The organism is Pseudomonas fragi, from assembly GCF_900105835.1.
In the GTDB taxonomy this organism is placed as follows: Bacteria; Pseudomonadota; Gammaproteobacteria; order Pseudomonadales; family Pseudomonadaceae; genus Aquipseudomonas; species Aquipseudomonas fragi.
Genome location: NZ_LT629783.1, coordinates 4,410,856 through 4,433,084, shown reverse-complemented (window position 1 = coordinate 4,433,084; position 22,229 = coordinate 4,410,856). Strand labels below are relative to the sequence as shown.

20 protein-coding genes are annotated in these 22,229 nt (G+C 59.4%); 11 read left to right on the top strand and 9 right to left on the bottom strand.

What is annotated here, in order from left to right; translation table 11 throughout:
* Positions 1–120 precede the first annotated feature (120 nt).
* Positions 121–2,106 carry a bifunctional diguanylate cyclase/phosphodiesterase gene (locus tag BLU25_RS20375; protein ID WP_016779740.1) on the top strand — a complete coding sequence of 662 codons (1,986 nt, stop codon included), beginning with the start codon at positions 121–123 and terminating at the stop codon, positions 2,104–2,106.
* Between the two features lie 155 nt (positions 2,107–2,261).
* Here the strand turns inward: BLU25_RS20375 and BLU25_RS20370 are convergent, their stop codons facing one another.
* Both BLU25_RS20370 and BLU25_RS23490 read right to left on the bottom strand, forming a co-directional pair.
* A complete protein-coding gene (locus BLU25_RS20370) occupies positions 2,262–2,567 on the bottom strand; it encodes a DUF2288 domain-containing protein (protein ID WP_016779739.1) in 306 nt (101 codons plus the stop codon).
* Between the two features lie 5 nt (positions 2,568–2,572).
* Positions 2,573–2,791 (bottom strand): hypothetical protein, encoded by a 219-nt coding sequence (locus BLU25_RS23490; RefSeq protein ID WP_139803957.1) that lies wholly within the window; start codon positions 2,789–2,791, stop codon positions 2,573–2,575.
* 135 nt (positions 2,792–2,926) lie between these two features.
* Here BLU25_RS23490 and BLU25_RS20365 point away from each other — a divergent pair, with 135 nt between their 5' ends.
* The 5 genes from BLU25_RS20365 (at position 2,927) to BLU25_RS20345 (ending at position 7,945) form a co-directional block, all read left to right on the top strand.
* Entirely contained in the window at positions 2,927–4,054 is a 1,128-nt protein-coding gene (locus BLU25_RS20365) for a branched-chain amino acid ABC transporter substrate-binding protein (RefSeq protein WP_085984365.1), read from the top strand.
* 248 nt (positions 4,055–4,302) lie between these two features.
* On the top strand, positions 4,303–5,226 hold the full coding sequence (gene livH, locus BLU25_RS20360; RefSeq protein ID WP_016779736.1) for a high-affinity branched-chain amino acid ABC transporter permease LivH: 924 nt from the start codon (positions 4,303–4,305) through the stop codon (positions 5,224–5,226).
* Positions 5,223–6,479, top strand: a complete 1,257-nt coding sequence (locus BLU25_RS20355; RefSeq protein WP_016779735.1) for a high-affinity branched-chain amino acid ABC transporter permease LivM — start codon at positions 5,223–5,225, stop codon at positions 6,477–6,479. Before livH ends, BLU25_RS20355 begins: the two co-directional genes overlap by 4 nt.
* Entirely contained in the window at positions 6,476–7,243 is a 768-nt protein-coding gene (gene livG, locus BLU25_RS20350) for a high-affinity branched-chain amino acid ABC transporter ATP-binding protein LivG (protein ID WP_016779734.1), read from the top strand. The genes BLU25_RS20355 and livG overlap by 4 nt, the downstream gene beginning before the upstream one ends.
* Positions 7,244–7,945, top strand: coding sequence for an ABC transporter ATP-binding protein (locus tag BLU25_RS20345; RefSeq protein ID WP_016779733.1), 702 nt, complete (start codon positions 7,244–7,246; stop codon positions 7,943–7,945). It begins immediately after the preceding gene.
* Between the two features lie 58 nt (positions 7,946–8,003).
* On the opposite strand, the gene BLU25_RS20340 is transcribed toward BLU25_RS20345, so the two are convergent.
* Entirely contained in the window at positions 8,004–8,912 is a 909-nt protein-coding gene (locus BLU25_RS20340) for a LysR family transcriptional regulator (RefSeq protein WP_016779732.1), read from the bottom strand.
* Between the two features lie 104 nt (positions 8,913–9,016).
* Here BLU25_RS20340 and BLU25_RS20335 point away from each other — a divergent pair, with 104 nt between their 5' ends.
* The 5 genes from BLU25_RS20335 (at position 9,017) to BLU25_RS20315 (ending at position 14,433) form a co-directional block, all read left to right on the top strand.
* Complete coding sequence (locus BLU25_RS20335) at positions 9,017–9,616, top strand: short chain dehydrogenase (protein ID WP_016779731.1); 600 nt, start codon at positions 9,017–9,019, stop codon at positions 9,614–9,616.
* 168 nt (positions 9,617–9,784) lie between these two features.
* Positions 9,785–10,456 (top strand): COG3650 family protein, encoded by a 672-nt coding sequence (locus BLU25_RS20330; protein ID WP_029611274.1) that lies wholly within the window; start codon positions 9,785–9,787, stop codon positions 10,454–10,456.
* A gap of 91 nt (positions 10,457–10,547) precedes the next feature.
* Entirely contained in the window at positions 10,548–12,158 is a 1,611-nt protein-coding gene (locus BLU25_RS20325; protein ID WP_016779729.1) for an NAD(P)/FAD-dependent oxidoreductase, read from the top strand.
* 385 nt (positions 12,159–12,543) lie between these two features.
* Positions 12,544–13,722 (top strand): Na+/H+ antiporter NhaA, encoded by a 1,179-nt coding sequence (nhaA, locus tag BLU25_RS20320; RefSeq protein WP_016779728.1) that lies wholly within the window; start codon positions 12,544–12,546, stop codon positions 13,720–13,722.
* A 111-nt stretch (positions 13,723–13,833) separates the two neighbouring features.
* Positions 13,834–14,433 carry a hypothetical protein gene (locus BLU25_RS20315; RefSeq protein WP_016779727.1) on the top strand — a complete coding sequence of 200 codons (600 nt, stop codon included), beginning with the start codon at positions 13,834–13,836 and terminating at the stop codon, positions 14,431–14,433.
* A 72-nt stretch (positions 14,434–14,505) separates the two neighbouring features.
* Here the strand turns inward: BLU25_RS20315 and BLU25_RS20310 are convergent, their stop codons facing one another.
* From BLU25_RS20310 to BLU25_RS20285, 6 genes are all read right to left on the bottom strand, one after another.
* A complete protein-coding gene (locus tag BLU25_RS20310) occupies positions 14,506–14,970 on the bottom strand; it encodes an outer membrane lipoprotein (RefSeq protein WP_083369803.1) in 465 nt (154 codons plus the stop codon).
* 190 nt (positions 14,971–15,160) lie between these two features.
* Complete coding sequence (gene pdxH / locus BLU25_RS20305) at positions 15,161–15,808, bottom strand: pyridoxamine 5'-phosphate oxidase (protein ID WP_016779725.1); 648 nt, start codon at positions 15,806–15,808, stop codon at positions 15,161–15,163.
* Between the two features lie 23 nt (positions 15,809–15,831).
* Positions 15,832–16,956, bottom strand: a complete 1,125-nt coding sequence (locus BLU25_RS20300; RefSeq protein WP_029611273.1) for an OmpA family protein — start codon at positions 16,954–16,956, stop codon at positions 15,832–15,834.
* Between the two features lie 108 nt (positions 16,957–17,064).
* Complete coding sequence (locus BLU25_RS20295; RefSeq protein ID WP_016779723.1) at positions 17,065–18,210, bottom strand: EstA family serine hydrolase; 1,146 nt, start codon at positions 18,208–18,210, stop codon at positions 17,065–17,067.
* 340 nt (positions 18,211–18,550) lie between these two features.
* Entirely contained in the window at positions 18,551–19,696 is a 1,146-nt protein-coding gene (locus BLU25_RS20290; RefSeq protein WP_016779722.1) for an EstA family serine hydrolase, read from the bottom strand.
* A 112-nt stretch (positions 19,697–19,808) separates the two neighbouring features.
* Positions 19,809–22,160, bottom strand: a complete 2,352-nt coding sequence (locus BLU25_RS20285) for a beta-galactosidase (protein WP_016779721.1) — start codon at positions 22,158–22,160, stop codon at positions 19,809–19,811.
* Positions 22,161–22,229: the final 69 nt, after the last annotated feature.

Below are 22,229 nucleotides of genomic sequence, written 5' to 3'. Positions count from 1 at the left end.
CCTAATAACAAAATGATCACCATCATTTTGCCATCACCCCTGCCTCCCTCAATCCAGCTTCTATACTCGACCCCAAGCTAGCACCCTACGACTAGCGCATCTGGATCGCCGAGGCGTGCAATGGACAGTTCGGGGTTGCAACTTTTGGCTGAACCCGCAGACAACCAACTGCTGTTGATCGGCGGCTATAACCCCTATTTGCTGTTTCTGGCCTGGCTGGTTGCCTGCACTGCCTGCGTGGCCACGCTGAATCTGCTCGACCGCGCGGCCAATGCAGAAAAAGCAGCAGCCAAAACCGTTTGGCGATGGATAGGTGTCAGTTGCCTGACCATCGGTATCTGGGCCATGCACAGCATCTGCATGCTGGCTTTTTACTCTCCGCTCGACTCGCGCTACAACGCTGTTATCGCGTTGGGCTCATTACTGATTGCCCTGATCATTGTGCAAACGCTCAACAGCACCACCGCCTGGCGCTCCACCGGCGGCCTGCTCCATCAATTTTACAAATATGCCCTGTGCATGCTTGCTGCAAGCGGCCTGCTCGGCGCTCACTTCATCATTGGCGACACACTGGCGGGCAGTCCGGATACAGCCAGCAATAACTGGCAACTGGCCCTTGTGGTAGCCGTCATCGCCCTGCTGCTGATTGGCAGCTGCATCAGCGCCACGATTGTCGACAAGAAGCTGCAACTCAAGGAGCACGATCTGAGGCGCGTCAACGCCTTACTCAGCCAGCTCGACCAGGCTCGCGCGTCCTTGCAGCAAGTGGCGCATTTCGACCCGCTGACCAATCTGATCAACCGTCGTGGTTTCAATCAGCTGTTTGCTGAAAAACTCATCGACTGCGCCGCCAGGAACACCAGGCTCGCCGTGATGTTCCTCGACATTGACCACTTCAAACGCATCAATGACAGCCTGGGGCATGACGCCGGGGATGAACTGCTCAAGACCATAGCCACGCGCATCAAGCACGCCATCCGCAGCCACGATGACGTGGTTGCACGGTTTGGCGGTGACGAGTTCTGCATTCTGATCAACCTCAGCCAGCGCGATGAAGCGCAAAGCATGGCCCAGCGCATCATGCTCAAACTCAAAGAGCCCATCGAGCTGTCAGGACGCCAGATGGTAATGACCACCAGCATCGGCATCAGCGTATTCCCTGAAGACGGCACAACCAGTGCAGAACTGCTCAAGCATGCCGATCTGGCGCTGTATCAGTCCAAGGGCAGCGGGCGTAACACCCTGAATTTTTTCAGCTCCAACCTGAAAACCCGGGCTTACCTGGAGCTGCAAATTGAAGAGGAGCTGCGCAATGCGCTGAATGAGGACAAGGGGCTGCTCCTGCATTACCAGCCCATCTTCGACCTCAAGAGTGGCCGGGTCGCCAAGCTGGAGGCCCTGGTGCGCTGGCAGCACCCTGAACACGGTTTGCTGGGCCCGGAGCGTTTTATCAGCATCGCCGAGGCCAACGGGCTGATCGCCAGGCTCGACCATTGGGTGTTGCGCAGAGCCTGCCATGATCTCGCCGCCCTCTCCCGCCTGGGCTGGCAGCACCTGGGCATTGCCGTAAATTGCTCGGCGCTGAGCCTGGTGCGCATTGAGTTGGCCGACGAAATCGAAAACGCCCTGCGCACATCCGGCATTAGTGCCCAACGACTGGAGCTGGAAGTCACGGAAAACGCCCTGATGTGCAATTTGAACAGCACCTCGCAGTTGCTGCGCCAGATCCGCGCGCTGGGCGTGTCACTGTCCATCGACGATTTCGGCACCGGCTATTCGTCCCTGGCTTACCTCAAGCGCCTGCCGCTCAATACCCTGAAAATCGACCGTTCTTTTATTCAAGACATCCCGGCATCCAGCCAGGACATGGAAATCGTCCAGGCCATTATCCTCATGGCCCATACCCTGCACCTGCAGGTGGTCACCGAAGGCGTCGAAACCACCCGCCAGTTCGAGTTTCTCAACCAGCTGGGCTGCGACTTCATCCAGGGCTACCTGCTCAGCCGCCCCGTACCTTGCGAGGCGCTGCCAGAGATTCTTCTACAGCTCGACAAACGCCCGATACCCGCACCCGATCACGCCACCTTTGTGCTGACCAGCCAATAGCGATACCGCCGGAACACAGGCACAAAAAAACGCCACAGGGGTAACTGTGGCGTTTCTCTACGGCATATTGCCACTACGCGAAGGCGGGTTACTGAGCTACACACTCCGGGCTCTTCACAGCAGTGCAAACAAATGCGCCGGTTTGGTGCGCAGGGTTATTTTTGCGCCCTTTCCTGGACCATCACCCAAGGCGAAACCACTACAGCCCACAGCTGCGGGTCGCGTTCAAGAACGTCTAGCGCCTGAGCTTCAGTCATCTTGCCAAGCAAGCCGGACGCCATCCAGGCCGAGACTTTCTCTGCATCATCCTGAGTCACGGCCTGCGCCGCCTCGATCAAGTCCAGCCCGGGTTCGACCCACAGCAAATCACCTTTGGCAAAGAAGGGCTGCAGGGCTTTCCATTCAATAGTTGAGGTCTCGCCAAGCAGCTTGGCATAGAGGGTGCTAGGTTCTTGATTCATGGGTTTCACCGGGGAAAAAAATCGGCGTCATGATAACGCTGCACACCCGGTTGAAAAACCCGGCTTTTCAGGTAAGTCGCGAGGAAAGAGCAGAGGGCCCGAGGCGGCAGTGTTGATGTGGCAACATTCTGATAACTATCAACCGCCAAACGCGCCGCTTTTATGTCTTTTTCTTTCGTTATAGCGACATTTCCTGTTTTTTCCCCCGCCAGCCAGCTATTCAAGCGCTGAATCGGCGCTCTACACTGTACCGGTACAGTTGCAGGGGGGATTGACCGGGAATTTCGCAACAAGAAGACCCGGTCCGGCTGCCTTGGCTTCCAGGACTATAAAAATTACAACAGAAGAGTGGAGCACCAATAAAGATGGCTACGAAGCAGATTACTAAACTGTTTGCCGCTATGGTTTTGGCCGGGTTTGCCAGCCATTCATTTGCCGCAGACACCATCAAGATCGGTATTGCCGGCCCTAAAACCGGGCCTCTGACTCAGTACGGCGACATGCAGTTCGCAGGCGCAAAAATGGCCATCGAACAAATCAACGCCAAGGGCGGCGTTGATGGCAAAAAACTTGAAGCCGTTGACTACGATGACGCCTGCGACCCGAAACAAGCGGTTGCCGTGGCCAACAAAGTGGTCAATGACGGTATCAAGTATGTTGTCGGGCACCTGTGCTCCAGCTCCACTCAGCCTGCTTCGGACATTTACGAAGACGAAGGCATCATCATGATTACCCCGGCCGCCACCGGCCCGGAAATCACCGCTCGTGGCTACAAGATGATCTTCCGCACCATCGGTCTGGACAGCGCCCAGGGCCCTGCCGCTGGCAACTACATCGCGGATCACGTCAAGCCGAAAGTCGTTGCGGTATTGCACGACAAACAGCAATACGGTGAAGGCATCGCCAGCGCCGTTAAAAAGACCCTCGAAGACAAAGGCATCAAGGTTGCTGTCTTTGAAGGCGTCAACGCGGGTGAAAAAGACTATTCCTCGGTCATCGCCAAGCTCAAGCAAGCCAACGTCGACTTCGTCTACTACGGCGGCTACCACCCTGAGCTGGGTCTGATCCTGCGTCAGGCCAAAGAGAAAGGCCTGAACGCCAAGTTCATGGGCCCTGAAGGTGTGGGCAACGAGTCCATCTCGCAAATCGCCCAGGGCGCTTCCGAAGGCCTGCTGGTTACCCTGCCAAAAGCCTTCGACGCCGATCCGGAAAACAAGGCATTGGTTGACGCCTTCGCCGCCAAAAAGCAGGACCCTACCGGTCCATTCGTGTTCCCGGCCTACGCCGCAGTTGAAGTGATTGCCGGCGGTATCGAGCAGGCGAAAAGCGAAGACCCGGCCAAAGTCGCTGAAGCCATCCACAAAGGTACGTTCAAGACGCCTACCGGCAACCTGAAGTTTGACACCAAAGGTGACGTGGAAGACTTCAAGTTCGTGGTCTACGAATGGCACTTCGGCAAGCCGAAAACTGAAGTAAGCCCTCAGTAAGGGTCGGTTCCTGACCTGAAAACAAGCCCACTGCTCAAGCGGTGGGTTTTGTTTTACAGGCCTGCGGTTCATGGAAATGGGGCCGCGCTTTCGTGATCCGAAAGCCTGCCCACCTGAAAATCTTTAAAACCGTCACCAGCGGTTCGCTGGCAGAAGACCTGTGCTCCAAGTGGGTGAAAACCCATACGGCCCGGGCCGGAAAATGACTCCACCAGTGAAATGCGTCTCAGGTTTTTAGGAGCTTTGTAATGCCTGACATCTATCACTTCTTCCAAATGCTGGTTAACGGCCTCAACGTTGGCAGCACCTATGCCCTGATCGCCATCGGCTATACGATGGTTTACGGCATTATTGGAATGATCAACTTCGCCCACGGCGAGGTGTACATGATTGGTTCCTATATTGCGTTTATCGCCATCGCCGGCCTGACCATGATGGGTCTGGACAGCGTGCCACTGCTGCTGACTGCCGCGTTTATCGCCAGCATCGTGGTCACCAGTGCCTACGGCTACAGCATCGAACGGGTTGCCTACCGTCCCCTGCGCGGCAGTAATCGCCTGATCCCGCTGATCTCCGCGATCGGCATGTCGATCTTCCTGCAAAACACCGTGCTACTGGCACAAGACTCCAAAGACAAATCGATCCCCAACCTGATCCCCGGCGGCTTCACCTTTGGTCCTGGAGGCGCCAGCGAAGTTATCGTTTCCTACATGCAAATCGTGGTCTTCGTCGTCACGTTCCTGGCCATGCTCGGCCTCACCCTGTTCATCTCTCGCTCGCGCATGGGTCGCGCCTGCCGCGCCTGCGCTGAAGACATGAAGATGGCCAACCTGCTGGGCATCAACACCAACAACGTGATTGCCCTCACCTTCGTGATCGGTGCGGCCCTGGCAGCTGTTGCCGCGGTACTGATCAGCGTGCAATACGGCGTGATCAACCCCAACGCGGGGTTCCTGGTAGGCCTCAAAGCCTTTACCGCTGCGGTACTGGGCGGCATTGGCAGTATTCCCGGGGCGATGCTCGGTGGCCTGGTACTGGGTGTAGCGGAAGCCTTTGGTGCCGATATTTTCGGCGACCAGTACAAAGACGTTGTGGCTTTTGGCTTGCTGGTGCTGGTGTTGCTGTTCCGTCCGACCGGCATTCTGGGGCGTCCGGAGATTGAAAAAGTATGACTAGGAATCTTAAGTCGGCGCTCTTCAGCGCCCTGTTGGTCTGGGCCGTCGCCTACCCGGTACTCGGTCTGAAACTGACGATTGTCGGGATCAACATCGAAGTTCACAACACCAGCCCGTTGATCCTGAGCGTGATCGCGATCTGCTCCCTGCTGATGTTTGTGCGCGTGTTCTTCAACCAGCAACTGAGCACGGCCTGGAAGAACTCCCCCAGCCTGCCAAAAGTGCCTGCCAAGGCCACCAACTTCCTGACCCTGCCCAGCACCCAGCGCTGGATCATTCTCGGCCTGGTCGTGGTGGCACTGGTCTGGCCGTTCTACGGCTCGCGCGGCGCGGTGGACATCGCCACGCTGATCCTGATCTATGTGATGCTCGGCCTGGGCCTGAACATCGTGGTCGGCCTGGCGGGCCTGCTCGACCTGGGTTATGTGGGCTTCTATGCCGTGGGTGCCTACACCTACGCGCTGCTCTCGCATTACTTCGGCTGGAGCTTCTGGGTCTGCCTGCCGCTGGCCGGGATGATGACCGCCACCTTCGGCCTGCTGCTGGGCTTTCCGGTGCTGCGTCTGCGCGGTGACTACCTGGCCATCGTGACCCTGGGCTTCGGTGAAATCATCCGCCTGTTCCTGCGTAACCTGACCGATATCACCGGCGGGCCAAACGGCATCAGCAACATTCCCAAACCCACCCTGTTCGGCCTGAGCTTCGACAGGACCGCCGCCGAGGGCATGCAAACGTTCCACGAATACTTCGGTATCGCCTACAACTCGATCAACAAGGTCATCTTCCTGTACCTGATCGCGCTGGTGCTGGTGTTGCTGGTGCTGTTCGTGATCAACCGCCTGCTGCGCATGCCAATCGGCCGCGCCTGGGAAGCGCTGCGTGAAGACGAGATCGCCTGCCGCGCCCTGGGCCTGAACCCGACCGTGATCAAACTCTCGGCCTTCACCCTGGGCGCGACCTTCGCAGGTTTCGCCGGTAGCTTCTTTGCTGCACGCCAGGGCCTGGTGACACCGGAATCGTTCACCTTCCTTGAGTCGGCGATCATTCTGGCCATCGTGGTACTGGGCGGCATGGGCTCGCAACTGGGGGTTATCCTGGCCGCCGTGGTGATGATCCTGCTGCCGGAAATGATGCGTGAATTCAGCGAATACCGGATGCTGCTGTTCGGAGCCCTGATGGTGCTGATGATGATCTGGCGTCCACAAGGTTTGCTGCCTATGCAACGTCCTCACCTGGAGCTGCGAAAATGAGCCGCGAGTTACTCAAAGTCAGCGGCCTGAGCATGCGCTTTGGCGGCTTGTTGGCGGTGAACGGCGTAGCCCTGACCGTCAAGGAAAAACAGGTGGTGTCGATGATCGGCCCTAACGGCGCCGGCAAGACCACCGTATTCAACTGCCTGACCGGCTTCTACAAGCCGTCAGCCGGCAGCATCGTGCTCGATGGCGAGTCCATCGAAGGCTTGCCGGGCCATGAAATTGCGCGCAAGGGCGTGGTGCGTACCTTCCAGAACGTGCGCCTGTTCAAGGACATGACAGCGGTGGAAAACCTGCTGATTGCCCAGCATCGCCACCTCAACACCAACTTCCTGTCGGGCCTGTTCAAGACCCCGTCATTTCGCAAAAGCGAACGTGACGCCCTGGACTACGCCGCGTACTGGCTGGACAAGGTCAACCTGACCGAGTTCGCCAACCGCCCGGCGGGCACCCTGGCCTACGGCCAGCAACGCCGCCTGGAAATCGCCCGCTGCATGATGACCCGCCCACGGATCCTGATGCTCGATGAACCGGCGGCAGGTCTGAACCCCAAGGAAACCGAAGACCTCAAGGCCCTGATCAGCGTCTTGCGCAACGAACACAACGCCACCGTGCTGCTGATTGAGCACGACATGAAACTGGTCATGAGCATTTCCGACCATATCGTGGTGATCAACCAGGGCACGCCTTTGGCAGACGGGACGCCGGAACAGATCCGCGACAACCCTGAAGTGATCAAAGCCTATTTGGGGGAAGCGTAAATGCTGCAATTTGAAAACGTTTCGACCTTTTACGGCAAGATCCAGGCCCTGCACAGTGTCAATGTGGAAGTACGTCAGGGCGAAATCGTCACCCTGATCGGCGCCAACGGTGCGGGCAAATCGACCCTGATGATGACCCTGTGCGGCTCGCCACAAGCCCATAGCGGCAGCATCCGTTACCTGGGCGAAGAGCTGGTGGGGTTGAGTTCGGCGCAGATCATGCGCAAAAGCATCGCCGTTGTACCCGAAGGGCGTCGGGTGTTTGCTCGTTTGACCGTGGAAGAGAACCTCGCCATGGGCGGGTTCTTTACCGAAAAACGGGAATATGAGGAGCAAATGGACAAGGTCCTGCACTTGTTCCCACGCCTGAAGGAGCGCTTTACCCAGCGCGGCGGCACCATGTCCGGTGGCGAGCAGCAAATGCTCGCCATTGGCCGGGCGCTGATGAGCAAGCCCAAGCTGCTGTTGCTTGATGAGCCATCCCTGGGGTTGGCACCGATCATCATCCAGCAGATCTTCGACATCATCGAGCAACTGCGTAAAGAGGGTGTAACGGTGTTCCTGGTGGAGCAAAACGCCAACCAGGCACTGAAAATTGCCGATCGCGCCTATGTGCTGGAAAACGGCCGGGTGGTGATGCAAGGCACCGGTGAGCAATTGCTCAACGACCCGAAAGTGCGTGACGCTTACCTGGGCGGCTAAAGCTGCCTGTATAACAAAACGGCCCTTAGGGGCCGTTTTTTTGTGCCGGGAGTTCGGGTTAAAGCTGGTCGATGGCCTCACCACTGCGCTGGAACCAGCCTACCAGGTAATCCGCCAAAACCTGCGTGCGCTTGGGCAACCCACCCTGATAGGGATGCACCAGGTACATGGGGTTGCTGCGGGTTTGATAGTCACGCAGTAACCCGCGCAAGCGCCCATCGGCCAATTCACTGCTGAGCATATACGACGGCAAGCGGGCGATACCGGCACCGATCACTGCGGCCTTTTTCAGCAGGCTGTAATGGTTGCTGGCAAACGGCCCCGAGACCCGTACCCGGTGCAGCTCATGCTGACGGTGGTACTGCCATTCTTCGCGGCCGCTGTAGTGGCTGTTGAGCAGGCAACGGTGCTCGGCCAGTTGTTGCGGTGCAGTCGGCTCGCCGTATTGCAGCAGATACTCAGGGCTGGCACAGGTGATTTCGTGCCAGTTGAGCACCTGTTTGGCCACCAGCCGCTCGTGACTGGCCACCTGCGAGCGGATCGCCAGGTCAAACCCTTCCCGCGCCATGTCACGGTAGCTGTTGTTGAGCTCCAGCTCGATCTGCACCTGCGGGTATTCACTGGAGAACTCCATCAGCAGCGAATCAAAAAAGGTTTCGCCCAAGGATACCGGCACCGTCATGCGTACCGGGCCGACCATATCGTCCTTCAACCGGGCCAATGCCTGACGTGCCCTTTCCACTTGCACCACCAGCGCCCGGGCCTGCGGCAATAACGCCGCGCCTGCGGCAGTCAGGCTCAAGCGCCGGGTGGTGCGGTGCAACAACACCACGGAAAACTGCGCTTCCAACAGGCTGATGCGCTTGGACAACTGCCCTTTGCTACACCCCAGCTGCTGGGCGGCCAAGGTAAAGCTGCCGGCGTCAATCAGCACCGCAAACGCCGCCAGGTCATCCATTTCGCTCATGGATTGTTTCCATATGAAAACCAAAGGTTGCCTATTAGTGCGCTTATCGCAGCAAAAAACCACTACTAGACTGAGTACTTCTCTTATCCAAATAGGCACGCACCATGAAAATCCTGTTGATCGGCGCCCAAGGCACCATCGGTTCAGCCATTCACCGCGAATTGTCGCCACGCCATGAGATCGTCGAAATTGGGCGAAAAAGCGGCGATTATCAGGTCGATATCAGCGACAGTGCCTCCATACGCCAGCTCTTTGAACAAACCGGGCGCTTCGATGCGTTGATCTGTGCTGCGGGCAACGTCAAGTTCGCCGCCCTGGCTGAAATGAGCGAGAACGACTTTGCCCTGGGCCTGCAGGACAAGTTGATGGGCCAGGTCAACTTGCTGTTGATCGGCCGCGAATATGCCAACGATGGCGCCTCGTTCACCTTCACCAGTGGCGTGATCAACCGCGAACCGATTCGCACCGGCAGTTCGGCGGCACTGGTCAACGCGGCACTGGACGGTTTTGTCAAAGCGGCGGCCATTGAGTTGCCACGCGGGTTGCGGGTCAACTCGGTGAGCCCGACGGTGCTGGAAGAGGCGATGGACAAATACGCGCCCTACTTCCGTGGGTTCAAGCCTGTGGCCGGTGCCGATGTAGCCCTGGCCTACGCCAAAAGTGTCGAAGGCCTGCAAACCGGGCAAACCTATATCGTGGGCTGAGCAAAACCTGTGGGAGCGGGCTTGCTCGCGATAGTCTCGATGCGGTCCGGCTGACAAACTGCGCCGCCTGCATCGCGAGCAAGCCCGCTCCCACATCAATCGGGCCAGCCCTCTTGTGATGCATCGCCAGGCTGAGTAACGTGGCGGCACCCTTCAGGAGTGCCCATGATGCGTGTTGCCCGTCCCTTAGTTTTGTTCGCCTTGCTGCCCGTGTTTGCCGGTTGCCAGATGTTCAGCAGCAAACCCGTCGACACCACCGCCGGCCAAACCCGCCTGCAGGGCGAGCTGGTATCGGCCAATGACCAGTTGGTGTTCCAGCCGTGTGTCGGCCAACAGCGCTATGTGGTGCGTGACAGCGCCAACACCACCCTGGTGCAGGACGCGTCTTACATGCCTAATAAACCGGGCAAATTGTTCGCCGATCTGCGCGGCAACTTTGTGGCCAGCAAAACACCTGGCGCAGAGGGCGAAGTACTGGTGCAACAGCTCTACCGCCTGGAGCGCAACAGCAGCGCCTGCCAGGACCCCAATTTCAAGCAACTGACCGTACACGCCAACGGCAATGGCCCGGCCTGGGAAGTGCAAGCCGGCGGCAAGGGCATGGTGCTCAAGCGCGAAGGCCAGCCGGACCTGGCCCTGCCTTACGTTGAAGAACAGGTTGGCGATGGCCGCTTCTCCCTGTCCACCGAGGCCAACAACCAACGAATCGAGCTATGGGTGGCGCCGCAACGTTGCACCGACAGTGCCAATGGCAGCGTGCAGCACCTGGGCGCCGAGCTACGGATCAACGGACAAGTGCAGCGCGGCTGCGGTTATTTTGGTGGCGCGCGTAACGACTGATCGATAACTGTTACCGCAAATTTCCCCAAAGCAGCTTACAATTACCGGTTCTGCCAGGGTTTACCTGGCCCCCCGATACTGGACACTGTCAATGTTACGAATCACCGAACTCAAGCTGCCGATCGACCATCCCGAAGAAGACCTGCGCCCTGCCATCCTGCAGCGCCTGGGCATCGAAAGTGATGACCTGGTCGATTTCACCTTGTTCAAGCGCAGCTACGATGCGCGTAAAAAATCGTCGGAACTGTGCTTTATCTACACCATAGACCTGAGCGTGCGCGATGAAGCGCCGTTGCTGCTCAAGTTCGCCGACGATCGTAACGTCAATCCAGCACCGGACGTCAGCTACAAAGTGGTAGGCCAGGCGCCGCAGGATCTGAGCGAACGCCCGATTGTGGTCGGTTTTGGCCCTTGCGGTATTTTCGCCGGGCTGTTGCTGGCCCAGATGGGCTTCAAACCGATCATTCTTGAGCGCGGCACCGAAGTGCGCCAGCGCACCAAGGACACATGGGGCCTGTGGCGTAAAAACGTGCTCAACCCCGAGTCCAACGTGCAATTCGGCGAAGGCGGCGCGGGCACGTTCTCCGACGGCAAGCTCTACAGCCAGATCAAGGACCCCAAGCACCACGGTCGCAAGGTGCTGCACGAGTTCGTCAAGGCCGGTGCGCCAGACGAAATCCTCTACGTCAGCAAGCCGCATATCGGCACCTTCCGCCTGACCGGCGTCGTGGAAAACATGCGCCAGCAGATCATCGCCCTGGGCGGCGAAGTGCGCTTCCAGCAACGGGTCACCGATGTGCTGATCGATAACGGTCAACTGACCGGCGTGGTGCTGGCCGACGGTGAGCAACTGAACTCCCGCCACGTCATCATGGCGCTGGGCCATAGCGCTCGCGACACGTTCCGCATGCTCCACGATCGCGGCGTTTATATGGAAGCCAAGCCGTTCTCGGTAGGTTTCCGTATCGAACACCCGCAGTCGTTGATCGACAGCGCACGCCTGGGCAAGTACGCCGGCCACCCGAAACTGGGCGCTGCCGATTACAAGCTGGTGCACCACGCAAAAAACGGCCGCTCGGTCTACAGCTTCTGCATGTGCCCGGGTGGCACCGTGGTTGCGGCCACCAGCGAGCCAGGCCGTGTTGTGACCAACGGCATGAGCCAGTACTCGCGTAACGAGCGCAATGCCAACTCGGGCATCGTGGTCGGCATTACGCCGGAAGACTATCCGGGCGGGCCATTGGCCGGCATCGAGCTGCAAGAGCGCCTCGAATCCCACGCCTATGTGCTGGGCGGCAGCAACTACGAAGCTCCGGCGCAACTGGTCGGTGACTTCATTGCCGGCAAACCGTCAACGGCCCTGGGCAGCGTCGAGCCGTCCTACAAGCCGGGCGTGTCCCTGGGCGACCTGGCCCTGGCTTTGCCGGACTTCGCCATTGAAGCCATCCGTGAAGCCTTGCCGGCCTTCGAGAAGCAGATCAAGGGCTTCTCGATGCACGACGCCATTCTCACCGGCATCGAAACCCGTACCTCGTCGCCGCTGCGCATGACCCGTGATGCGTCGATGCAGAGCCTCAACGTCAAGGGCCTGTTCCCGGCGGGTGAAGGTGCTGGCTACGCTGGCGGGATTCTCTCGGCTGGTGTTGACGGCATCCGCATTGCCGAAGCCGTGGCTCGCGACATTCTGGGTATCGAAGCCTAGGTTTTGACACGGCAGGGGCTGTACCCCTGAGATGTGGGAGCGGGCTTGCTCGCGATACAGACGCTGCGGTCTGCCTGGCAAACCGTGGTGTATGCATCGCGAGCAAGCCCGCTCCCACATCATTATCGGCCTCCTCTTGCTCGAGCGTGAGCAAGAGGACAGGCTTGAAGCCTGCGGAAAAACTAGTAAAAACCAACAAAATCGGGATATTTCCTACAGATCCCACAGGCACAAAACAGACTCAATTTGACACACAACTGCTAGGCTCTTGAGCGGTGTGTGAGCACGCCCGTGCTTATAACAAAAAAGAATATAGTTTTTGTTTTAACCACTAACCCCACGGGTTAGGGTGTCGCACCTTTTACCTAATTGATGGAGAGCGACCTTGCCTCTGCGTAGCACTTTCACTCGTTTCTTTCAGTTGGAAGCTGCCAGCGGTCTGCTGTTGATTGCCGCGGCCGCTCTGGCTCTGATCGTCAATAACTCACCGCTTTCCCATTACTACACGGCCTTTCTGGACGTGCCGGTAGCGGTGCAAATCGGCGCCCTGCAAATTGCCAAGCCTTCGCTGCTGTGGATCAACGATGGCCTGATGGCCTTGTTCTTTCTGCTGATCGGCCTTGAGGTCAAACGCGAATTGCTCGAAGGCCAGCTGTCCAAGCCCTCGCAGGTGGTGCTGCCCGGCGCGGCGGCCATTGGCGGCATGGTGGTACCGGCACTGATCTACTGGTTTATCAACAAGGATTATCCGGACGCACTCGGCGGCTGGGCCATCCCGATGGCCACCGATATTGCTTTCGCTCTCGGCGTGCTGGCTCTGCTGGGCAAGCGTGTGCCGGTGTCGCTCAAGCTGTTTCTGATGACCCTGGCGATTATCGACGACCTGGGGGCGATCATCGTGATTGCGGTGTTCTACTCCAGCGAGCTGTCGGGCGTGTCCCTGCTGCTGGCGGCAGCCTGCCTGATCGTGCTGATTGCCATGAATCGCATGGGGGTGATCAAGGTCGCGCCTTATATGATCGTCGGCCTGATCCTCTGGGTGTGTGTGCTCAAAAGTGGTGTGCATGCCACGCTGGCAGGTGTAACGCTGGCGTTCTGCATCCCGCTGCGCACCAAAAACTCCGAAACTTCACCGTTGATGAGCATTGAGCACGCCCTGCATCCCTGGGTGGCTTACGCGATTCTGCCGTTGTTTGCCTTCGCCAATGCCGGCGTATCACTGGCAGGGGTCAGCATGCACAGTTTTGTCAGCCACGTGCCCATGGGCATTGCCGCAGGCTTGCTGATCGGCAAAACCCTTGGCGTGTTCGGCCTGACCTGGATCGCCATCAAAACCGGCATGGCCGCCCTGCCCGCAGGCGCCAACTGGGGCCAGGTGTTTGGCGTGGCCATCTTGTGCGGTATCGGCTTCACCATGAGCCTGTTTGTCGGCTCACTGGCGTTCGTCGCAGGGAGCGATTATGTGGGCATGGACCGCATGGGCATCCTCACCGGCTCAATCCTCGCTGCACTGCTCGGCTATGGCGTTACGCTGTTCTTCAGCCGTAAACAAGCGGTGGCGTAACCCCACCCTACTGTGGGAGCGAGCCTGCTCACGAAGGTCTCAGAGCATCGCGAGCAGGCTCGCTCCCACAGAGGCACAGCTCGCTTGAGTGAATCGCCAATAGAGATAAACGTGGTCGATAAAATGCAGATTGTGCAATACGCCGGCATCACGGTGATGTTCCCGGCAGCACTGGTGATTGCGGTATGGCTGTGGCTGGGTGCCTCCCGAAAAATCGCCTTGCTGTGGATGGGCGTGCTGGTAACGGCCTACCTGGTGGTGGGCGCCAGCAAGATCCTGTTCAAGGGCTGGGGCATTGGTCTGCATGACCTGGGTATTGCCGTGTTCAGTGGTCACGCCATGAACGCTTGCCTGGTCTTCACCGTAATGCTCAACCTGCTGTGCCAACAGATCGACCAGCGCTTGCGCTGGCCTGCGCTCGTGGCCGGGCTGTTGGCGACCTGGTGGTTCGCCATCAATTACGTCGCCCACACCATCCACCCCTTGCCGGAAGCCATCGCCGGAGCCCTGATAGGCTCGATCGCCGCCTGTGTATTTGTGTACAACCTCAGGCAGTACAACGTCAGTCACGTTCCGCGGCCCGCTCTGACACTGGGGCTGGCCGTGGTCATTGCGTTCAGCTGCATGCCCAAGTACACGGCAGAGCGCTTGCTGGACCATATCGCCATCACCCTGTCAGGGGCACCACAGGCCTTCAGGCACTCGTCCTGAGCTGTTTTGCAGGCATAAAAAACCCCGGCCAGTTCGCACTGGCCGGGGTTTTGTTTGTGCGCTGTCCCGGTTTTACTGGGTAACGCGGCTGGTGCCGTCAACGGTCATGATGCGCACGCGCTCACCGGTACGGAACACCTGGTTCGGCTCAACCTGCTGCACATAGGCGCGGGTGCTGCCGTCGTCTTCACGCACGGTGATTTCCACACCCTGGGTCTTGGTCAGGCCCGACTCGGCTGCCGAACCCAGCAGGCCACCCGCCACTGCGCCGATAACGGCGGTAACGATGCTGCCACGGCCGCCACCGATGGCGCTGCCACCCACGCCGCCGATGACCGCACCGGTTGCAGCGCCGATTGGGGTCTTGGTGCCTTCGATCTGTACAGGGCGCAGGGCAACGATGGTGCCCATACGAACGGTCTGCACACGTCGGGCTTCGTCACGCGAATAGCTGTCGCCGGTCAAGTTGGAGGTGCAGCCGCCCAACAAGACGGTCATGGTAGAAAAAGCAGCAACCAACAGTACGGACTTACGCATAGGATCAACTCCAAAATATCAGGGATTCATTAAACTCCGCCGCCGCAAACCTGTCACGGTACAGCGCGGATAAAAGGCCTTTATTCAGCATCTGTACAGTAAAACCAACGCTGCAGGCCATTTCAAAACTTAGCAAAGCGTAGCGCGTAATAGCCATTTTGCTTGACGCGCCCTGGTGCCGAGGGTGCCCTCAGGGTGCCAGGCGCTCACGCACCCAGTCAGCACCTTGGCGCCGGTAATTGAGGCGATCGTGCAAGCGGCTGGGGCGCCCCTGCCAAAACTCGATACGTTCCGGCAACAAACGGTAGCCACCCCAGTGTTCGGGGCAATGGGGCTGGCTGTCACTGAAGCGTGCTTCGGTGGCCTTGAGCAGCTCGACCAGCTCATCACGATCAGCAATCACCTGGCTTTGCGGCGAAGCCCAGGCCCCGATCCGGCTGCCCAGGGGGCGCACCTGATAGTAGGCATCGGACTCTTGCGCCGTGACCTTGACCACCTGCCCTTCAATGCGTACCTGACGCTCCAGGGTAGGCCAGAAAAAAGTCATGGCCGCAAACGGGCGCTCGCTCAATTGCTGGCCCTTGGCGCTGGTGTAATTGGTGAAAAAGGTAAAACCCTGTTCATCCAGACCCTTGAGCAGCAGCACCCGGCAATGCGGGCGCCCTTGGGCATCCACCGTGGCCAGGGTCATGGCATTGGCCTCGACCGGAGGTTGCTCGGTCTTGACCGCGTCGCCGAACCACTGATGAAACAACGCGAAAGGCTCGGCCGGGGCCTGAGCCTCGGCCAGCCCGTCACGGGTGTAGTCACGCCGCATATCCGCCAGTGCTTGAGTCATGCCCCAATCCTTCCTTGCGTCTGTCAGTTCTTGGCCTGATCGTTGGCGGCAACTTTCTTGTCTGCAGCGGCCTTGGCTTTAGCCACTACCGGCTTTTTGGCAGGCGCAGGCTTGGCGGCTTTTTTGGCTGGTGCAGCTTTTTTGGCCACAACGCCTTTCTTGGCGGGTGCTGCTGCGTTCTTTTTGGCAACGGAAGGGGCAACGGCAGGTTGCACCGCAACCAGTTCGGCCGGGGTCAGGGCTGGCTGGCTGTATTTGCTGACCAGGGCCACCATGGTGGCTTGCGGGGTCATCAGGATTTCAACCCGACGGTTCAAGGCACGACCTTCGTTGCTGTCGTTGGCTGCGCGCGGCATCACCGAACCCATGCCACGCAGGGTCAGGCGGTTACCTTGCAAACCGCTCATGCGGAAGATGGCGGCCACCGACTTGGCACGGTCCAGGCTCAGGCGGGTATTGGCTGCCATTGCGCCCGACGAGTCAGCATGGCCCAGAACAAGCACGGCGGTTTTTGGATCGCCTTCCACCACCTTGGCCACCCGGGTGAACGGGCCCAGCATGGACGGCATCAGCAAGTCCGGGCGGGTGGCCTTGAACGAGCTGTCAGCCGAAGCCACGATAATCAGCAGGTTCTCGCGACGCTCCAGCTGCAGGTTGGTGTCTTTGATCGCAACACGCAGGCGTGGCTCGTATTCGTCCAGCCAGGCCTGGGTGATTTTCGGGTCCGGCATCGGGATCACGCCGACCGGCGCGGTCTTGGAATCCTTGGCATCACTACCAAATGGCCACCACCAGTTTTTGCTAGAAGCAGCAGCGGCTGGCGCGGCAACGACGGCCACTTTTTCTTTCTCGACCGGGGTGTCTTTTTTCGCGGCATCAGAGCCAAAAGGCCACCAGCTGGAGCCGCTGTCTTTGGCTGCTGCGCCAGCAGGGGCAGGAGCCGCGGCAGTTTTGGCAACCGGCGGCGTGGTCTTGGCATCTGCAGGCTTGGCCGCAGCAGTGGCGTTTTTATCCGCCGGAGTCGATGTTTGATCAGAAGAGCCCATCTGCCACCATTTGTGGCCACCTTCGGCGTCATTCTGTGGAGTTTGTGCGCAACCGGTAATAGCCAGGCACAGAGCCAGGGCGAGGGTCTTATTAGATGACATTGAATATCCACACAATGAATTAAGAATAAAGAGGCACTAAGCCCATAAAAAAACGTATTGGATACAGAAAAGCTACAGAGTTCCGACCTACGGCCTACAAATCCCCTTTTATAAGCACTCAGCCAGCGCTGCGACCAGCTTTTGCGCCCGCGGATCCATCAGAATATAAGGCCCCAGGGAGTTGGTGACAAAACCAAAGGCCACCTCACGATCCGGGTCGGCAAAGCCAATCGAACCCCCAGCCCCCGGATGACCGAAGGCTTTTGGCCCCAGGCCGAATGTCGCGTTGGCCACGGTCGGCTGATCCAGCATGCAGCCCAGTCCAAACCGGGTTTGCGTGAGCAAGGTTTTATCCTCGCCAACGCTGTGCTCGCGGGTCAACTGCTCGAGCATTTCAGCCTCCAGCAGGTGGCCGTCGAGCAAACCGCTGTAGAACCCGGCAAGGCTGCGGGCATTGCCGTGCCCATTGGCTGCAGGCTGCTCCATACGACGCCACTCAGGTTTATTGGTACTGGTCATGATAGACGGCGGATTGGTGAATGCCCGAGTACTCATGGAGGAGGGCTCGTTCATCATGGTTTTCAACAACCGCTGGGCCGACTCATCGCCCATCGTGCCCTTGGTGCGGGCGATATGGGCCACCCGGTAAAACTCTTCATCAGCCAGGCCGACATGAAAGTCCAGCCCCAGCGGCCTGGCGGTGCGCGCCATGATCGACTGGCCCGCACTGCGACCGTCGGCGCGGCGAATCAACTCGCCCACCAGCCAGCCATAGGTGATCGCGGCATAGCCATGACCTTCGCCCGGCGTCCACCAGGGAGCTTCGGCGGCCAGGGCATTGACCATGGTCTGCCATTCATACAAGGCTTCGGCCGGCATCAGCTCACGCAGTGCCGGCAAGCCTGCGCGATGGCTCAGCAACTGGCGCAGGGTCACAGTTTCCTTGCCCGCAGCAGCAAACTCGGGCCAGTAGCGAGCCACGGGGGCATCGAGTTCCAGCTTGCCCTCTTCCACCAGTTGCAGCGCGGTGACGGCGGTAAAGGGTTTGGTGCATGAAAACAGATTGACAATGGTGTCTGTATGCCACGGCTGTTCGCCGTCCTTGTCTGCCGTACCCGCCCACAGGTCGAGTACGGTTTCGCCACCGATCTGGATGCACAGCGCCGCGCCGCGCTCTTGCGGATCATTGAAAAGATCGGCAAATGCCTCGCGCACTGTTTCGAACTTGAGGTCGTGAAAACCCTGAATCTGCACCCGCACCTCCTGGTTAAAGCATGGCTCTACAAGGCGTGCATTGTTCCAGCACCAGTAGGATTTTGAAACAGAGCAACGCGCTCTGGGCGCACAATTTTTGTGCGCTGCGGAGTCGGCGGGCAAAGTATCAGTACGGGAGTGGTTTTTTTGTGAAAAAAGGCAAAAAAGCATCGCAACAATCTCGTAGCAGCTGACTCGCGAAGCGAGGCTGCGTTCGGCGGCGAAGCCGTCGTAAAACCTGACTTGCGGGTATAACTGACATACCACAGGGTCTGATTTCGCGACGGCTTCGCCGCCGAACGCAGCCTCGTTCCTTCGCCAGCGGCTACAAAGATGGTGCCTACAGCGCCGCGTAGACCAAAGGCGCCAGTTTCTGCACCCTTGGGTCCATCAGCACATGGCTGCCCATGGTGGTGGTGACGAAGCCAAAGCTCACGTCACGCTCAGGGTCGGCAAAGGAAATCGGCCCGCCCAGCCCTACATGGCCAAATGCTTTTGACCCCATGCGATGGGACGCTCCCGGGTCCGCCGGTTGCTCCATCATGCAGCCCAGGCCATAGCGCATGGGCCGCAGCAGCGTGCGGTCCATATCGTTACTGTGCTCGCGGGTGAATTCCGCGAGCAACTCAGGCCCCACCAGGCGCCCGCCCATCAACGCGCTGTAAAAACCGGCCAGCCCATGGGCGGTGCCGTGGCCATTTACCCCTGGCTGGCGATAGGCCCACCAGCGCGGGACGGCGGTTAGTCGTGAAGAGATAGAAGGGTTGGTAAAGGCAAGGGTCGCCACATGCTCGGGCTCGTCGACCATTACAGTGCGCAAGTCCTGGGCGTACTGGTCGCCTACCCGCCCGTCTGCACGCTCGAAACAGGCAATACGGTGGAAGTGCTCGGCATCAACGCCCATATGCACCTCAAGGTTGTTGGGCTCGGAAATGCGCTGGCGAATAAAGGTGCAGGGGTCGCGCCCGTCGGCCCGGCGAATCAGCTCGCCAATAATCCAGCCATAGGTCGTAGCGCCGTAGCCGACGTCAGTACCCGGCTCCCACCACAAGGGCTCGGCCGCCACGACGTCGGCCATTGCATCCCAGTCGTACATGATGGGCGTGCGACTGGGCAATCGCAGCGCCGGGATACCGGAGGTATGGCACAGCACCTGGCGCAAGGTGATGTGCTGCTTGCCGCCCTGGGCAAACTCCGGCCAATAATGGGCAACGGTCTGGTCCAGCTCCAGCTTGCCCTCTTCCACCAGCATCAGCGCCGCGATGGCGGTGAAGGGTTTGATGCAGCAATAGGTGTTAACCAGCGTGTCATGATGCCAGGGCTTGTTGCCCTCAAGATCCGCCACGCCCGCCCATAAATCGACAACCGTTTCGCCGCCGACCTGCACACATACCCCGGCTCCACGCTCCTGAGGATCATCAAAGATCGCCTCAAAGGCTTGCTGAACGGCTTCGAACCCACTTGCACACTTTCCTTTCGCTTCCATCTCGAAGACTCCATTCAGTAGGAATGGAAGACCTTAGTTTTAAAGTGGGAATTGAACAGGAAGAACGCCCCGATGGGCGACGAAATACACCGCCGCCTATCGGGTCGGAAAATCAGTGCCCCTTACCGGAGTGACCGCCTGCATGCCCTGCGCCAGAGCGCCCGCCGCTGCCGTCGTCGGTTGCATGCACCGGGGCTTTAACTGACTTCTCGGCTTCGGCCTGGGCCTTGGCGGCCTCCTGGCCCAGTTGGTCGAGGGCCTGCAAGTTGGCCTTGCGCACGCTGTCGACAAAACCGGTAAACGGCAAATCGGTGATGCCGATCATGCCGAAATGGCCATTTTCACCATCGAGCAAGCGCCCGGTGACCGGCTGGTCCAGGTACTGGAACCAGTGCACGCCGACAATCGAAGGTTCTGCCACTGCCTGCTTGAGGAACTTGCTGTAGGCCGGACCACGCGCCTCTTCATTGGCCACCTCAGTAACGCCGCCCCAGAACGGGCCACGGTCACGGGAGCCGAAGTTGAACTCGGTAATCATCACCGGCTTGTCCAGTTCGCGCAGTTTGGCGAAGTCATAACCGTCCTGCGGTTGCAGGGTGTAGAAGTTGAAGCTCAGTACATCGCAGTATTTGGCACAGGAGGCCACGGCCTCCGGGGTACTGACAGCAAAGCGCCCGCCCAGCAACAAGTGGTTGGGCGCATGCCACTTCAGCGAGTCGGCAATGGTCTTGAAGTAGGTATCGGCGAAGACTTTCTGGAAGTACTGGTAATCCGCTTCGATTTCCGGGTGCTCGGCGTTGGGCAAAGGCCCTTCGAAACCCGGGTCTTCCATGAGTTCCCACGCCGGGATTTCAACACCCCAGGCCTTGGACAGGCCCTGCTGGTTGCGATACTTGTCGCGCAGTTGCTTGAGGAAGGCACGCTTGGCAGGTACATCGGTGGTCATGCGCAAAGTGCCCAGGGCCAACGCATAGCGCGATTTTGCATCATTACCGGGGCCGGCCCAGGCCAGTTCGTTGTCGGCAAAGTAACCAATCAGCCAGGGATCATCGCGGTGGTCGCGGGCGGCAATGGCCACGGCACGCTCGGTAGCCATGGCAAAGCGCGGATCAAACGGGTCGGGCATGCCGCCCCACCAGTCGGTGCCGGTACTGATGCTGGTGTAGTCACCGACAATCGACAGCGGCAGGGTGTAAGGCACGCGGTCATTGAGGCCCAGTTCGGGGTCGCTCCAGTTGCCGATGGTGTTGAAGCCCCAGGCCTGCAGACGGTCCAGGGTACGGGTTTGCCAACGCTTGGCATCAAAGGCTTGCGCCGCACACGGGCTGGCAGGTTGAGTGGCCGCCCCGGCTGGCGCATCGGCACAGGGTTCGCCGTAAATCCGTTGCAGGTTGGCGCCATAGAAGTCATACCAGCGCCCGGCATCAAAGCCACGCCCCTGGGTCGAGGCATTGCCGCTGTTGTTGTTCGCCTTGCCGTAATAACTGGCCAGCGGGGCGCCGTCATGGGGCAAATCGGTGAACATCCATTCGCGGCCAGCCACATAGGTCTGGCTGTCATTGGCCGTCACGGCATTCAGGCCCAGGGAGTAGAACGGGTGGCCTTCGGGGGTAATCAGGTTCCAGCGGCCATTGCGCTTTTCCGTGCGGAAAAACCCGGTCGCCTCGAACCCGGCACCCTTGAGCCAGCCGCCGTACTTGTCCTGGTCCGCACGCCCGGCCAGCCAGCCCTTGAGTTGCTGCTGTTCTTTGGCGGCCGCGGCCTTGAGTTGCTCGTCATTGGCAACACGCTCCGGCCACCTGGCGCGGGTCGATTGGCCATAGCCGTCGACGATCGCACCGTACACAGCCTTGATGACACCTTCACCGTCCTGCACGCCAAAGCGCTCCAGCAGAATGCTCTGCGCAGCATTCGGTTGCGGTATCGACAGGCTCACCGAGACCACCTGGCTCAGGTCGATTTCACCCTGGCTGCTGGCCAGCAGGATGCGCTGGCCATCAAGCGTCATCGGCATCGGTGGCCCGGCGCGCATGCCCTGGCTGTGGGGCGAGTTGGCTTTCAATGGCAACAACAGGGTTTGCGCCGGGCCGGCAGGCAGGTCGACCCGGCTGGTCAGGGTTTTGCCGTTGCTGCTTTGCACGGTCACATCGAGCGTCAGCGCCCAGTTCATGGCGTTCTGAATACGCAGGGTCATCATCCCCGACTGCGACCAGTCCCACACCCCGGTTTGCGGCGTCAGGCGCAGGCTGGGCGCAGCCGCCGGGTTGAAGGTGACGCGACGCAGCACTTCGCCTTCGGCCGTTTGCTCCGCATTGTATTGCGGCAGGCTCGCATCCGTGGTCGCCACTTGCACCACATCGGCGGGGCGAACGAAATTGAACAGGGTTTGTTGGCCAGCCGGCGCCGCCAACAGCGGAGTCGTGACCAGCAACGCAAAAACAGCAGACAGCGAACGGCGAATCATATGGATCTGGTTCTCCCAAACGGCCGAAAACCGGCCTGTGAGGTGGTGAAAGTCAAAGCATAGACAGCA

Coding starts and splice junctions, on each gene's coding strand:
- BLU25_RS20375 (WP_016779740.1), top strand. CDS start 121: ATGGACAGTTCGGGGTTGCAACTTTTGGCTGAACCCGCAGACAACCAA.
- BLU25_RS20370 (WP_016779739.1), bottom strand. CDS start 2,567: ATGAATCAAGAACCTAGCACCCTCTATGCCAAGCTGCTTGGCGAGACC.
- livH (WP_016779736.1), top strand. CDS start 4,303: ATGCCTGACATCTATCACTTCTTCCAAATGCTGGTTAACGGCCTCAAC.
- BLU25_RS20355 (WP_016779735.1), top strand. CDS start 5,223: ATGACTAGGAATCTTAAGTCGGCGCTCTTCAGCGCCCTGTTGGTCTGG.
- livG (WP_016779734.1), top strand. CDS start 6,476: ATGAGCCGCGAGTTACTCAAAGTCAGCGGCCTGAGCATGCGCTTTGGC.
- BLU25_RS20345 (WP_016779733.1), top strand. CDS start 7,244: ATGCTGCAATTTGAAAACGTTTCGACCTTTTACGGCAAGATCCAGGCC.
- BLU25_RS20340 (WP_016779732.1), bottom strand. CDS start 8,912: ATGAGCGAAATGGATGACCTGGCGGCGTTTGCGGTGCTGATTGACGCC.
- BLU25_RS20335 (WP_016779731.1), top strand. CDS start 9,017: ATGAAAATCCTGTTGATCGGCGCCCAAGGCACCATCGGTTCAGCCATT.
- BLU25_RS20330 (WP_029611274.1), top strand. CDS start 9,785: ATGCGTGTTGCCCGTCCCTTAGTTTTGTTCGCCTTGCTGCCCGTGTTT.
- BLU25_RS20325 (WP_016779729.1), top strand. CDS start 10,548: ATGTTACGAATCACCGAACTCAAGCTGCCGATCGACCATCCCGAAGAA.
- BLU25_RS20310 (WP_083369803.1), bottom strand. CDS start 14,970: ATGCGTAAGTCCGTACTGTTGGTTGCTGCTTTTTCTACCATGACCGTC.
- pdxH (WP_016779725.1), bottom strand. CDS start 15,808: ATGACTCAAGCACTGGCGGATATGCGGCGTGACTACACCCGTGACGGG.
- BLU25_RS20300 (WP_029611273.1), bottom strand. CDS start 16,956: ATGTCATCTAATAAGACCCTCGCCCTGGCTCTGTGCCTGGCTATTACC.
- BLU25_RS20290 (WP_016779722.1), bottom strand. CDS start 19,696: ATGGAAGCGAAAGGAAAGTGTGCAAGTGGGTTCGAAGCCGTTCAGCAA.
- BLU25_RS20285 (WP_016779721.1), bottom strand. CDS start 22,160: ATGATTCGCCGTTCGCTGTCTGCTGTTTTTGCGTTGCTGGTCACGACT.